We start from the raw sequence: 13171 nt of genomic DNA on the forward strand, positions 1-13171 counted from the left end.
CCGCCGCCTCAGCGGGTCGCGGGCGGGAGCACGGGGACGGCGGCGTCCGCGGGGATCGACAGGGCCACGGCGACGACGGCCGCGCCCACCCCGGCCAGCAGGACGACGTCGACCGGCCGGCTGCGGACGGCGAGGAAGCCCACCCGGCGCACGGGCAGCAACAGCCGCAGCAGCCCGGCGGCCATCAGCGAGACGCCGACGACCACCAGACCGCGGCGCCAGTGCTCCAGCGCCACCATGCCCAGCCCGACGCCCACCCCGAGGAGCACCGCCAGCAGCGGCAGCTGGCGCAGCAGACCGGCGAGGAACGGCCGGCGGCGGTACAGCGGCGGGCGGGTCATGGTGCTCATCAGGCCGACAGGGCCTCGACGCCGGCCGCCCGCTCGGCGGCCAGCACGACGTTCTGCAGCAGCATCGCCCGGGTCATCGGGCCCACCCCGCCGGGGTTGGGGGCGACGTGGCCGGCGACCTCGACGACGTCCTTCGCGACGTCGCCGGCGATCTTGCCGTCGACCCGGCTGACGCCCACGTCGAGGACCGCGGCGCCGGGCTTCACGACGTCCCGGGTGACCAGGCCGGGCACCCCGGCCGCGGCGACCACGACGTCGGCCGCGCGCAGGTGCGCGGCCAGGTCGCGGGTGCCGGTGTGGCACAGGGTCACGGTGGCGTTCTCGCTGCGCCGGGTGAGCAGCAGCCCCAGCGGGCGGCCGACGGTGATCCCGCGCCCGACGACCACGACCTCCGCGCCGGCGATCGGCACGTCGTGGCGGCGCAGCAGCTCGACGATGCCCACCGGGGTGCACGGCAGCGGCCCGTCGACGCCGAGCACCAGCTTCCCGAGGTTGGTCGGGTGCAGCCCGTCGGCGTCCTTGGCCGGGTCCATCGCCTCGAGGACGGCGTACTCGTCGACCTGCCGCGGCAGCGGGAGCTGGACGATGTAGCCGGTGCAGTCGGGGTCGGCGTTGAGCTCCTCGACGACGGCCAGCACGTCGGCCAGCGTCGCGGTGGCGGGCAGCTCGCGCTGGATGCTGGCGATGCCCACCTGGGCGCAGTCGGAGTGCTTGGCGTTGACGTACCAGCGGCTGCCCGGGTCGTCCCCCACCAGCAGCGTGCCGAGGCCGGGCCGGTGACCGGCCGCGGTCAGCGCGGCCACGCGCTCGGTCAGTTCGGTCCGGATCGCGGCGGCGGTCGCCTTGCCGTCGAGGGTCGTGGCGGGCACGGGCCACAGTCTGCCCGACCGCCGGGTGGCCGGGCCGCCGCGGCCCTAGGCTGGCGCGGCAGTGGGCGCGCCCGGCACGCCCGCGCGACCCCGCGAGGAGACCGCATGAGCGAGCGCGACCAGTCCCCTGCCGCCCCGCAGCCCCAGTGGGGCGCGGCGCCGGACTGGCGGGAGGACACCGCGCCGGGCCGGCGGCCGGTCGGCGGCCCCCACCCGGGCGCCGGGACCGGCGGGTCGTACCCGGGCTCCGGGACCGGCGGGTCCTACTCGGGCGCGGGCGCCGGCGGGCCGTACTCGGGCGCCGGGGCCAGCGCGCCGTACTCGGGCGCCGGGGCCAGCGCGACGGTCGGCACGCTCGGCACCGGCACTCCCGGCCGCGACGACCGGCGCGACGACTCCTCCACGGCGCCGCAGTACTCGACCTCGCCGGTGACCGTCCGCCGCCCCGACGCCCTGGCCGGCCTGCTGCTGGTCCTCGCCGGGATCGCCGCGGGGGTCAGCCTGCTGCTGGACTGGGTCGCGGACGCGAGCGGCTGGGACCTGGTCGAGGACGGCTTCCGGGACTTCGACTCCGGCAGCTGGCAGCCGCCGGTCGTCGTGCTCGCCGGCGGCGTGCTGCTGGTGCTGGGCGTGCTGGCGCTGCTGCCCGCCCGCAGTCACAAGACCCTCGGCGTCCTCGCGCTGCTGGTCACCCTGCCCGCGCTGGTCGCCGTGGTCGTGGTGCTCAACCTGGCCAACTTCACCTGGGACTTCTTCGAGGCCGGCTTCTGGGCCGCCGCGGCGGTGCCGGTCCTGGGGCTGCTCGGCTCGCTCAAGGCGATGCTGACCGGCCCGCGGGTGCGGTGACTCAGGCGGCGCGGCGCCGGCGGTCGGCCTGCATCAGGTGCACGACGATGCCCTGGTAGCCGCTGGCGACGTAGTCCGACACGTCCGAGCAGGTGATCCGCCCCGGCAGCGGGGCCCGGTCCTCCGCCGGCAGGAACGGCTTGCGCGAGCGTGGCAGGAACGACCGCAGGGTCCGGCGGGTCGCCGCGCCGGCCTCCCGCGCGTACTCCATCCGCGCCACGGGGACGTCGCTGCGCTGGTGGACCAGGTCCTTCCAGACGGCGAGGGCGCAGCCGATCAGCAGGACGAGGACCAAAGCGGCGAGCATGCCCACATCATCGGCATCTCAAACCCGTGACGGAAGGGTCCGGTTCCCATGCGTCCCAGGGGACTCAGTCCGTCACCAGGGCCCCGTGTGCCCGCGCGACCTGCACGGACTGCCCCAGGTCCAGGCGCGCGCCGGTCAGCTCGAACGTGAGCCAGTTCACTGCCTCGGTGTCGGCACCGCGCAGGTCGCTGCCGCGCAGCTTCGCCCCCTGCAGCCGCGCGCGCACCAGCGAGGCGCCGGTGAGGTCGCACTCGCGGAGGTCGGCGTCGGTCAGGTCGGCCTCGGTGAAGCGCTGGCCGGACAGGTCGGAGCCGGAGAGATCGACCCCGCGCAGCGAGGTCCAGCTCCAGTCGGTGTCCGTCGTCGTCAGCGGCCGCAGGGTCGCGCCGGGGAAGTGCGAGCCGGTGAGCTTGCAGCCCTCCCACACCGCGTCGAACAGCCGGGCCCGGTCGAAGCGGCAGGAGAGGAACGCCGTCCCGGCGTGCCGCGACCCGGCCATCCGCGCGCCGGTCAGCACGCACTCGGTGAACACGCACCGGCGGGTGACCAGCTCGGTCAGGTCGGCGTCGTCGAACCGGCAGCGGGTGAAGGTGACCTCGGTCAGCTCCTCGCCCCACCAGTCGACGCGGGCGAGGTCGGCGTCCTCGAGGACCTCCCCCGGCGCCGGCGGGCGCAGGTGCGGTTTGGGCCCCGTGTAGGGGCCCGACCCGAGCTTGCGAGGGGTGGGGGGCACGGGGTCCTTACTCAATGGGCGAAGTGGCGGGTCCCGGTGAGGTACATCGCGACCCCGGCGGCGGCCGCGGCGGCGACGACCTCCTCGTCCCGGACCGACCCCCCGGGCTGGACGACGGCCCGCACGCCGGCGTCCACGAGCACCTGCAGGCCGTCGGCGAAGGGGAAGAAGGCGTCGGAGGCGGCCACCGAGCCCGCGGCCCGCTCCCCCGCCCGCGCCACCGCCAGGCGGGCGGAGTCGACCCGGTTCACCTGGCCCATGCCGACCCCGACCGTCGCCTTGTCGTGGGCGAGCAGGATGGCGTTGCTCTTCACCGCGCGCACGCTGCGCCAGGCGAAGACGAGGTTGTCCAGCTCCGCGGCGTCCAGGGGCTCGCCGGTGGCGAGCGTCCAGGTGGTCGGGTCGTCGCCGGCCGCGTCGATGCGGTCCGCCGACTGCAGCAGCAGGCCGCCGCTGATCGGCCGGAACTCCGCGGCCGGCCGGGAGCCCTCGGGCAGCCGCAGCAGCCGGATGTTCTTCTTCGCCGTGAGCACCTGCACCGCGTCCGCGGTGAACGAGGGGGCGACCACGACCTCGGTGAAGACGTCGGCGATCTGCTCGGCCATCGCCAGGTCCACCTCGCGGTTGGCGGCGATCACCCCGCCGAAGGCCGAGACCGGGTCGCAGGCGTGCGCCTTGCGGTGCGCCGAGGCGATGTCGGGGCCGACGGCGATCCCGCACGGGTTGGCGTGCTTGATGATCGCCACGCAGGGGTCGCGGTGGTCGTGGGCGGCCCGCCAGGCGGCGTCGGTGTCGACGTAGTTGTTGTAGGACATCTGCTTGCCGTGCAGCTGCTCGGCGTGCGCCAGCCCGGGCTCGCCGCCGCGGTAGAGGGCGGCGCCCTGGTGCGGGTTCTCGCCGTAGCGCAGCACGTCGGCGCGCTCCCAGCTGGCCCCGACCCAGGAGGGGAAGACCGACTCGTCCCCGGGGGCCAGCACGCTGCCCATCCAGGAGGCGACGGCGATGTCGTAGGTGGCGGTGTGCCGGAACGCCGCGGCGGCCAGCCGCTGCCGCTCGGCGAGGGTGAACCCCCCGGCCCGGACGGCGGCGAGGACGTCGCCGTAGCGGGCCGGGTCGACCACGACCGCCACCGACGGGTGGTTCTTGGCCGCGGCGCGGACCATCGCCGGGCCGCCGATGTCGATCTGCTCGACGCACTCGTCCGGCGTCGCGTCCGAGGCGACCGTCTCGGTGAACGGGTAGAGGTTCACGACCACGAGGTCGAAGGCCGCGACGCCGAGCTCCTCGAGCTGGGCCACGTGCTCCGGCCGGCGCCGGTCGGCCAGGATCCCGGCGTGCACCGCGGGGTGCAGGGTCTTCACCCGGCCGTCGAGGCACTCCGGGAAGCCGGTGACCTCCTCCACCGGCGTGACCGGCACGCCCGCCTCGGCGATCCGCCGGGCGGTCGCGCCGGTGCTGACCAGCTCGACCCCGGCCTCGGCCAGCCCGCGGGCCAGCTCCTCCACACCGCTCTTGTCGTACACGCCCAGCAGCGCCCTGCGGACGGGGATGCGGTCGGGGCTGCGGTCGCTCATCGGGGGCTCTCCCTCGTCCTCTCGGCGGCGAGCTGCGCCACCGTGTCCACCAGGAGCGTCCGCTCCACGGCCTTGATCCGTTCGTGCAGGCGCGCCTCGTCGTCGCCGGGCAGGACCGGCACCTCCCGCTGGGCGATCACCGGGCCGGTGTCCACACCGGCGTCCACCCAGTGCACGGTGCTGCCGGTGACCCCGGCGCCGGCGGCCAGCGCGTCGCGGACGGCGTGCGCGCCCGGGAACGCCGGCAGCAGAGCGGGGTGGGTGTTGAGCAGCCGGCCGCCGAACGCGCCGAGCACGGCGGGGCCGACCAGCTTCATGAACCCCGCCGAGACGACGAGGTCGGGCTCGTGGGCCGCGATCGCGCCGGCGAGCGCCCGGTCCCAGGCGGCGCGGTCGGGGTGGTCGCCCACACGGCAGACGAAGGTGGGCAGCTCCCGGCGGCGGGCGTGCTCCAGGCCGGGGGCCTCGCGGTCGGCGCCGACGGCGACGACCGCGGCCGGGTAGCCGGGGTCGTCGGCCGCGTCCAGCAGCGCGGCGCACAGCGAGCCGGTGCCGGAGACCAGCACGACGACCCGGGCGCGCCGGGTCGGTACGGCGGTCGGCACGGCAGCGACACTATCGGGGACGGCGGAGGCGCCCGCGGGCCCCCGCGGCCGGGCCGGGCCGCTCAGTCGCGGGCCCGCCAGCGGGCGACCGCGGCGCCCACCGCGCCCGCGATGCCCGCCTGCGCGGCGACCGCGATGCCGGTGGCCAGCGGCGGCGCGCCGACCTCGGCCAGCCCGCCGTCGCCCAGGACGCCGCCCCCGGCCCAGGCGACGGCCGCCGCCCCGGCGCCGAGCAGCACGCCGGCGAGCAGCCCGGCGAGGCCGGCGACCGCCGGGCCGCCGTCCCCGGGGGCCAGCCGCCGGCCGACGGCCGCGCCGGCGACCAGCCCGGCGACCGCGGGGATCGCCTGGGACACCCACGCGACCAGCGGCACGGCCTGGGTGTCGGGCAGCGCGGCCAGCAGCGGCAGGGCGGGCAGCGGGCCGAGCGTCACCCCGTGCACCGAGACCAGCGTGCCGGCGCCGATCGAGAAGCCCGGCCCGGCGGCCAGCCCGAGGACGGCGGCGGCGGCGTTGGGCAGCAGGAGCAGCGCCAGGCCCAGCGAGCCGACCGCCCCGGCGCCCGACCCGCCCAGGTCGGCGGTGAGCGCGGCGTAGCCCTCGGCGTCGGCGGCGACCGCGACCGCGACGACCGCCGTGCAGAGCGCGAGCGCGGCGAGCAGGCCGGCGGCGGCGCCCCGCGGGACCGGCCGCAGGGGCGCGGGCAGGCGGTCCAGCGCGGCGGCGAGCAGGCCGCTCTCGCGCGCGACCCCCCAGCCGGTGGCCAGCAGCGCGAGGCCCGCGGCCCCGGCCAGGGCCTGCAGCAGCCCGCGGCCGGGCGCGCCGACGACGACCGCCACCAGCAGCGTGAGCAGGGCGTGCACCGCGAGGACGATCCCGACGACCTCCGCGGCGGCCCGCGCACCGGCGACGTCCCGGGCCGCGACCACCCCCCGGCCGACGCGGCAGAGCCCCCACGCGACGGCGAGGGTCAGCAGCAGCGGCGCGACCGCCAGCGGGCCGGAGGGGAGCTGGAGGCGGCCGCCGTGGGCGAGCAGCCAGAGCCGGCCGGCGAGCTCCGCGGACCCGCCGACCGGCAGGCCGCCGGTCGGGTCGAGGGTCTGCACGACGACGAGGGCCAGCCCGAGCCCGACGAGCCCGAGGGCGGTGACGGCGGCGGCCGCGGCCGCCGCCAGCCAGACGGGGTGCCCCGGCGCCCGCCGTCCCGGGGACGTGAGGCGGGAGAGCAGGGAGACCACGGGTCCACTGTCCCAAGTGCGACCGCCGGACGGCGGTACACGCGCCGGGAACGCCACGAGGGCCGGCGACGGGAGTCGCCGGCCCTCGTGCGTGCCGGTGCGCTGCGTCCCGGAGGGGACGCGGTGGGTCAGAACCCGCTGCCGGGCTGCCCGGGGTTGGTGCCCTGGCCGGGCTGGGCCGGCGGCGGAGGCGGCGGCGAGTACGGCTGCTGCGGCTGCTGCTGCGGCTGCTGCGGCGGCTGCGGCTGGCCGAACTGCTGCGGGACCTGCGGCTGCCCGTACTGCTGCTGCGGGGCCTGCGGCTGCCCGTACGACTGCTGCGGGGCCTGCGGCTGCCCGTAGGACTGCTGCGGCGCCTGGTGCTGGCCGCCGCCGAAGCCACCCCCGGCGCCCGGACCGCCGGCGGCCTTGCGGGCCTTGAGCTCCGGCAGCAGCGTCAGGACGGCGATCGCGGCGATGGCGACCGCGGTGAGGAAGGCGAGGAACCCGATCAGGCTGAAGGGCGCGCCCTCACCGAGGCTGAGCAGCTGGATCCAGACGATCAGCATGAACAGCAGGCCCAGGCCCGCCAGGCCGACCGTGACGAAGCTGCGCGGGAACGGCAGCCTCAGCTGCACGAACGCCGGGAGGATCGCCCAGACGGCGGCGGCGAGGAACAGCAGCCACGCCAGGATCGCCAGCGCCGCCGAGTAGTCGGCGTTGCCGCTGCCGAACGGCGTGTCGATCGAACTGCTGAAGCCGTTGACCGAGTCGCTGAACCCGAACTCCTCCTCGTCGAACCCGATCCAGGGCAGGATCATGAGGAGGGTGAACAGCAGCGCCCCGCCGACGATGAGCCAGTCGAACAACTTCACCCGCGAGAAGTCGACCGAGCTCCCGGCGCTGCTCTGGCCGGCGAAGGTGGGCTGCTGGCCGTAGGCCGGCTGCTGGGGCTGCCCGTAGGGCTGCGCGACCGGCGGCTGCTGGCCGTAGGCGGGCTGCTGGGGCGGCTGCGGCGGCTGCGGCTGCCCGTAGGGCGAGGAGCCGGCCGGCTGCTGGCCGTACCCCGGCTGCTGGCCCGGTGACGGTTGCCCGTACCCCCCGGGCTGCTGGGGCGGCTGACTGCTGCTCATGGGACGACTCTCCTTGCTCGTGACGGGTGGCGGAGGGTTCCCGCCGGTGGTGCGTGCCGCGGCGGACCGCGGCGGTCAGAAGCCGCCCGAGGGCTGGCCCGGGTGGGTTCCGGGGTTCGGCTGGGCCGGCGGCGGGGGCGGCGCGTACTGCTGCTGCGGCTGGCCGTAGGGCTGCTGCGGGGCCTGCGGCTGGCCGTAGGACTGCTGCGGGGTGCCGGGCTGACCGGCGCCGAACGCGGGCGCCTGCTGGTTGGCCCACTGGGCCGCGCCGGCGAGCCCACCGGGCAGGCCGGGACGGTTCTTCAGGTCCGGCAGCAGGCCCAGGACCGCGAAGACGGCGATGGCGACCGCGGTGAGGAAGGTCAGCAGCGCGAAGACGCTGAAGTCGGGCAGGTCGAAGGCGTCGATCCAGCCGATGAGCGTCAGCAGCAGACCGATGCCGGCCAGGCCGGCGGTCACGAAGCCGCGCGGGAACGGCAGCTTCAGGTCGGTGACGGCGGGCACGAGCGCCCAGACGCCGGCGACGAGGAACAGGACGAACGCGGTGGTGATGGTGCCGAGGTCGAACCCGTTCACCGAGAAGCTCTGGCCGAAGCCGAAGTCCTCGGAGTACCAGGGCAGCAGGGCGAAGAGCAGGAAGAGCAGCGCCCCGCCGGCGACGACGTAGTCGGCCATCTTCAGCCGCTTGGCGTCGAAGCCGAGCTGGCCGCCGCTGCCCGCGGGCTGCGCGTACGGGTTGTGCCCGTATCCCTGCTGCGGCTGGCCGGCGGGCGGCTGCTGGCCGTAGCCGGGCTGCTGGCCGTAGCCGGGCTGCTGACCGTACGCAGTCTGCTGGGGCTGAGCGTGGGGGGAGCCGGCCGGCTGCTGGCCGTACCCCGGCGGCTGCTGGGGCGGCTGACTGCTGGTCATGGGTCGACTCTCCTCCGTGATGACGGGCTGGCGTGCGGGATGCTCGCGCGTCGATGTTGACGCACGCAACCGCGCCACGCCTAGTGCTCCCCCGTCGGGGTCGGTTTCGTGACCCGCCTGCAACACGCCGTGTTTCCGCCCGCCGAACGGCGACCGCCCCGGCCCCCACGAGGGGGCCGGGGCGGTCGCGGTGCCGGACGGCTCAGGCGCCGACGATCTCCCGCATGAGGCGGGCGGTCTCCGACGGGGTCTTGCCGACCTTCACGCCGGCGGCCTCGAGGGCCTCCTTCTTGGCCTGGGCGGTGCCGGCCGAGCCGGACACGATGGCGCCGGCGTGGCCCATCGTCTTGCCCTCGGGCGCGGTGAAGCCGGCGACGTAGCCGACGACCGGCTTGGTCACGTTGGCCTTGATGAAGTCGGCGGCCCGCTCCTCGGCGTCGCCGCCGATCTCGCCGATCATCACGATGGCCTCGGTCTCCGGGTCGTCCTGGAAGGCCTGCAGGCAGTCGATGTGGGTGGTGCCGATGACCGGGTCGCCGCCGATGCCGACGCAGGTGGAGAAGCCGATGTCGCGGAGCTCGTACATCATCTGGTAGGTCAGCGTGCCCGACTTGCTGACCAGGCCGATCTTGCCCTGCTTGGTGATGTTGGCCGGGATGATGCCCGCGTTGGAGCGCCCGGGGCTGATCAGGCCGGGGCAGTTGGGCCCGATGATCCGCGTCGACCCGCCCTGGGCGTGCGCCCACACCGCGGTCGAGTCGTGCACCGGGATGCCCTCGGTGATCACGACGGCGAGCCCGATCTGGGCGTCGACGGCCTCGATGGTGGCGGCCTTGGCGCCGGCCGGCGGCACGAAGATGACGCTGACGTCCGCGCCGGTCTCCTTCATGGCCTCGGCGACGGAGCCGAACACCGGCACGCTGGCGCCGTCGAAGTCGACCGACTGACCGGCCTTCTTCGGGTTCACGCCGCCGACGATCGCGGTGCCGGAGGCCAGCATGCGCTGGGTGTGCTTGCGCCCCTCGGAGCCGGTCATGCCCTGGACGATGACCTTGCTGTTCTCGTTGAGGAAGATCGACATCTCTGTGGTGTCCTGTCGGGTGTCGGGGCGGTCAGGCGGCGAGCTCGGCGGCCCGGCGCGCGGCGCCGTCCATCGTGTCCACCACGGTCACCAGCGGGTGGTCGGCCTCGGCGAGGATCCGCCGGCCCTCCTCCACGTTGTTGCCGTCGAGCCGGACGACCAGCGGCTTGGTCGCCTCGTCGCCCAGGATGCCCAGGGCGGTCACGATGCCGTTGGCCACGGCGTCGCAGGCGGTGATCCCACCGAAGACGTTGACGAAGACGCTCTTCACGGCCGGGTCGGAGAGGATGATCTCCAGGCCGTTGGCCATGACCTCGGCCGAGGCGCCGCCGCCGATGTCGAGGAAGTTCGCCGGCTTCACGCCGCCGAACTCCTCACCGGCGTAGGCGACGACGTCGAGCGTGCTCATCACCAGGCCGGCGCCGTTGCCGATGATGCCGACCTCGCCCTCGAGCTTGACGTAGTTGAGGTCCTTCTCCTTGGCCCGCGCCTCGAGCGGGTCGGCGGCGGCGGTGTCCTCCAGGGCCTCGTGCGCCTCGTGCCGGAAGCGGGCGTTCTCGTCGAGGGTGACCTTGGCATCCAGCGCGAGGACGGTGCCGTCCGGCGCCTTGGCCAGTGGGTTGACCTCGACGAGGGTGGCGTCCTCCTTGCTGAAGACGTCCCACAGCTGCACGGCGATCGCGATGACCTGGTCGCGCACCTCGGCGGGGAAGTTCGCGGCGTCGACGATCTCGGCCGCCTTCTGCTCGTCCACGCCCACGGAGGCGTCGACGGGGATGCGGGCCAGCGCCTCGGGGCGCTCGACGGCGAGCTGCTCGATCTCCATGCCGCCCTCCTTCGAGGCCATGGCCAGGAAGGTCCGGTTCGACCGGTCGAGCAGGTAGGAGAAGTAGTACTCCTCGGCGATGTCCGAGGCCTGGGCGACCATCACCTTGTGGGTGATGTGGCCCTTGATGTCCAGGCCGAGGATGTCCTGGGCCCGGGCGCGCGCCTCGTCCGCGTCGGCCGCGAGCTTGACGCCGCCGGCCTTGCCGCGGCCACCCGTCTTGACCTGGGCCTTGACGACGACCTGCTGGCCGATCTCGCGGGCGATCGCCTCCGCCTGCTCCGGCGTCTCCGCCACGCCACCGGGGAGCACGGGGACGCCGTGCGAGGCCAACACGTCACGTGCCTGGTACTCGAAGAGATCCACGAGCAGGCACCGTAGCCCGCCCGTAACCCGGCCGTCTCCCCGGCGTTCTAGGGGGTGGGCGGCATCACAGGCCGGCCACCCGATCGAGGACCCCCGCCGACGAGGAGCCCCGCGTGCGCCGATCCGCGACCGTCCTGCTGACCGCCCTGCTCGGGGCGGGGGTGAGCACCGCGGTCGCCCCGCCGGCCGCCGCCGCGGAGGTCGTCCCGCGCGATCTGACGATCACCGTCACGGGCCTCGGGACCGAGCAGCGCACGTGCACGGTCGACGCCGACCTGTACCTGCCGCCGGGCGCGTCGCGCAGCCGGCCGGTGCCGGCGGTGCTCGCGACCAACGGCTTCGGCGGGACGAAAGCCGACCAGGCCGACCTCGCCCAGGGCATGGCCGAGCAGGGCTACGCCACCCTCTCCTACACCGGGCTGGGCTTCGTCGACGGCGACCTGTGCCCGATCACGCTCGACGACCGCGAGCACGACGGCGCGGCCGCGAGCCAGCTGCTGCGCTTCCTCGGCGGCGACCCGTCGGTGGTGGCGGTCGACGACGCGACCGGCGAGATCGTCGTCGTCGACCAGGTCGTCCGGGAGGACCGGCGCACCGGCACCCCGTACGACCCGGCGGTCGGCATGGTCGGCGGCAGCTACGGCGGGCAGATCCAGTTCGCGGCCGCCGCGGTCGAGCACGCCGCCGGCACCGACCGGCTCGACGCGATCGTCCCGATGATCACCTGGAACGACCTGTCGTACTCCCTCAGCCCGGACAACAGCGCGCTGCCCGGGGGCACGGCGGCGAGCGGCTCGGTGAGCTCCGCGCAGCCCGGCGTCTTCAAGTACCAGTGGGCGGCGCTGTTCACCGTGCTGGGCGTCGTCTCCGGCGTGCAGGACCTGCAGGCGCTCGCCGACCCCGCCCGCTGGCGCGCCGTCGTGCAGGACAACTGCGCGAACTTCGACCCGGGCGTGTGCGCCGCGCTGCTGGAGGCCGGCACGCAGGGGTTCGCCGGCGCCGCCTCGATCGAGTTCCTGCGGTCGAACTCGGTGGCGAGCTACGTGGACGACGTCCGGGTGCCGACCCTGCTCGCGCAGGGGCAGGCGGACACGCTGTTTAACCTGCAGGAGTCGCTCGCCACGTACACCGCGCTGCGGCGGCAGGGGACGCCGGTGTCGCTGGTGTGGCACTCGTGGGGGCACAGCAGCTCCGCCCCGCTGCCCGGGGAGTGGGACCCCCGGCACCCGGCCGACTCCGTGGAGGGCCGGCAGGTGCTGCAGTGGTTCGACGCGCACGTGCGCGATCGCGGCCGGGCCCCGCAGGGCTTCAGCTGGTTCCGCCCCTGGGTGTACGAGGCCACGGGGGACGTCGCGGCCGCCTACGCCACCGCGCCGTCCGCCCCGGTCGGCCGCGGGCAGACCCTGTACCTGTCCGGCGGCGGGCCGGCCGGCGGCGCCCTGGTCCCCGCGCCCGCCGCGGTCGTGCCGGGGCTGTCGGCCTACGGCAGCGTCGCGCCCGTGGGGCCGAACTACACCGAGACGTCGTTCCTCGACCAGACCCTGCCGGTGACCGACCCGCCCGGCACCGCGATCCGCTTCAGCACCCCGCCGCTGACCGCCCCGCTGGACGTCGTCGGCTCCCCGCGCCTGACCGTGCAGCTGGACGCACCGGGGGTGGCCGCCACCCAGCTGCTCGGCACCGGCGGCCAGCTGGTCGTGTTCGCCAAGCTGTACGACGTCGGCCCGGACGGCGCGGTGGAGCTGCCGTCGCGACTGGTCTCCCCCGCCCGGGTCGCCGACGTCACGCGGCCGGTCACGATCGAGCTGCCGGCGGTCGTGCACCGGTTCGAGCCCGGCCACCGGCTCGCGGTCGTGCTCGCCGGCGGGGACACCGCCTACCGGGGGTCGACGCTGCCGCAGCAGGTGGCGCTGGCCACGGGGCCGGGGCGGGTGCAGCAGCTGACGCTGCCGGTCACCGGCTGAGGTCGCGCCGCCCCGCGCCGGCGGCGTGCAGCCAGGCGACGACGTCGTCCGGCGGCGTCCCGGGCGGGAAGGCGCGGGCCCGGTCGGGCAGCCCGTCGTCGGCGCCGCCGAGCAGGAAGCCCGCCACGTCGTCCGCCCCCTGCGCCGCGGCCAGGCCGAGGACCTCGCCCAGCAGCCGGGCGGAGCCGCCGGCGAGGCCGAGCGCGTCGGCGTCCTCCTGGACCAGCGTCGCCGCCAGCTGCGCGGGCGAGCCACCGCCGCCGGTGTGCACGACCTCCGCGCCGGCGTCGCGCAGCGCGCGGGCCAGGGCGATCGCCGCGGGGGCGGCGGCCGGGCCGCCGGCGCCGGGCTCCGCGACCACGACCCGCAGCTGTTCTCCGTCCACGGCGGG

14 protein-coding genes are annotated in these 13171 nt (G+C 75.8%); 2 read left to right on the top strand and 12 right to left on the bottom strand.

Annotation, left to right across the window (positions count from 1 at the left end):
• Positions 1-8: 8 nt before the first annotated feature.
• Positions 9-350 carry a DUF3017 domain-containing protein gene (locus ACI79F_RS19545; protein ID WP_456545855.1) on the bottom strand — a complete coding sequence of 114 codons (342 nt, stop codon included), beginning with the start codon at positions 348-350 and terminating at the stop codon, positions 9-11.
• Complete coding sequence (locus tag ACI79F_RS19550) at positions 350-1219, bottom strand: bifunctional methylenetetrahydrofolate dehydrogenase/methenyltetrahydrofolate cyclohydrolase (protein WP_456545856.1); 870 nt, start codon at positions 1217-1219, stop codon at positions 350-352. Before ACI79F_RS19550 ends, ACI79F_RS19545 begins: the two co-directional genes overlap by 1 nt.
• 105 nt (positions 1220-1324) lie before the next feature.
• Here ACI79F_RS19550 and ACI79F_RS19555 point away from each other — a divergent pair, with 105 nt between their 5' ends.
• A complete protein-coding gene (locus tag ACI79F_RS19555; protein ID WP_456545857.1) occupies positions 1325-2065 on the top strand; it encodes a hypothetical protein in 741 nt (246 codons plus the stop codon).
• A 1-nt stretch (position 2066) separates the two neighbouring features.
• Here ACI79F_RS19555 and ACI79F_RS19560 read toward each other — a convergent pair whose 3' ends face one another.
• From ACI79F_RS19560 to sucC, 9 genes are all read right to left on the bottom strand, one after another.
• Complete coding sequence (locus tag ACI79F_RS19560; RefSeq protein ID WP_456545858.1) at positions 2067-2372, bottom strand: hypothetical protein; 306 nt, start codon at positions 2370-2372, stop codon at positions 2067-2069.
• Positions 2373-2436: 64 nt separating this feature from the next.
• A complete protein-coding gene (locus tag ACI79F_RS19565; protein ID WP_456545859.1) occupies positions 2437-3105 on the bottom strand; it encodes a pentapeptide repeat-containing protein in 669 nt (222 codons plus the stop codon).
• Between the two features lie 11 nt (positions 3106-3116).
• Positions 3117-4679: a bifunctional phosphoribosylaminoimidazolecarboxamide formyltransferase/IMP cyclohydrolase gene (purH, locus tag ACI79F_RS19570; RefSeq protein WP_456545860.1), complete on the bottom strand. Its 1563-nt coding sequence runs from the start codon at positions 4677-4679 to the stop codon at positions 3117-3119.
• Positions 4676-5284, bottom strand: a complete 609-nt coding sequence (purN, locus tag ACI79F_RS19575) for a phosphoribosylglycinamide formyltransferase (protein WP_456545861.1) — start codon at positions 5282-5284, stop codon at positions 4676-4678. The genes purH and purN overlap by 4 nt, the downstream gene beginning before the upstream one ends.
• 62 nt (positions 5285-5346) lie before the next feature.
• The gene (locus tag ACI79F_RS19580; protein WP_456545862.1) at positions 5347-6522 is read right to left on the bottom strand and encodes a cell division protein PerM; all 1176 of its coding nucleotides are present in this window, start codon (positions 6520-6522) and stop codon (positions 5347-5349) included.
• A gap of 128 nt (positions 6523-6650) precedes the next feature.
• Entirely contained in the window at positions 6651-7634 is a 984-nt protein-coding gene (locus ACI79F_RS19585; protein WP_456545863.1) for a hypothetical protein, read from the bottom strand.
• 75 nt (positions 7635-7709) lie between these two features.
• Positions 7710-8543, bottom strand: coding sequence for a hypothetical protein (locus ACI79F_RS19590; protein ID WP_456545864.1), 834 nt, complete (start codon positions 8541-8543; stop codon positions 7710-7712).
• Between the two features lie 202 nt (positions 8544-8745).
• The gene (gene sucD / locus ACI79F_RS19595; protein WP_456545865.1) at positions 8746-9624 is read right to left on the bottom strand and encodes a succinate--CoA ligase subunit alpha; all 879 of its coding nucleotides are present in this window, start codon (positions 9622-9624) and stop codon (positions 8746-8748) included.
• A 31-nt stretch (positions 9625-9655) separates the two neighbouring features.
• Complete coding sequence (gene sucC / locus ACI79F_RS19600; RefSeq protein ID WP_456545866.1) at positions 9656-10816, bottom strand: ADP-forming succinate--CoA ligase subunit beta; 1161 nt, start codon at positions 10814-10816, stop codon at positions 9656-9658.
• 113 nt (positions 10817-10929) lie between these two features.
• Here sucC and ACI79F_RS19605 point away from each other — a divergent pair, with 113 nt between their 5' ends.
• Positions 10930-12780: a CocE/NonD family hydrolase gene (locus ACI79F_RS19605; protein ID WP_456545867.1), complete on the top strand. Its 1851-nt coding sequence runs from the start codon at positions 10930-10932 to the stop codon at positions 12778-12780.
• Here the strand turns inward: ACI79F_RS19605 and ACI79F_RS19610 are convergent.
• Positions 12770-13165, bottom strand: coding sequence for a methylmalonyl-CoA mutase (locus tag ACI79F_RS19610; protein WP_456545868.1), 396 nt, complete (start codon positions 13163-13165; stop codon positions 12770-12772). The genes ACI79F_RS19605 and ACI79F_RS19610 overlap by 11 nt on opposite strands.
• Between the last annotated feature and the right edge of the window lie 6 nt (positions 13166-13171).

The organism is Blastococcus sp. SYSU D00868, from assembly GCF_054050575.1.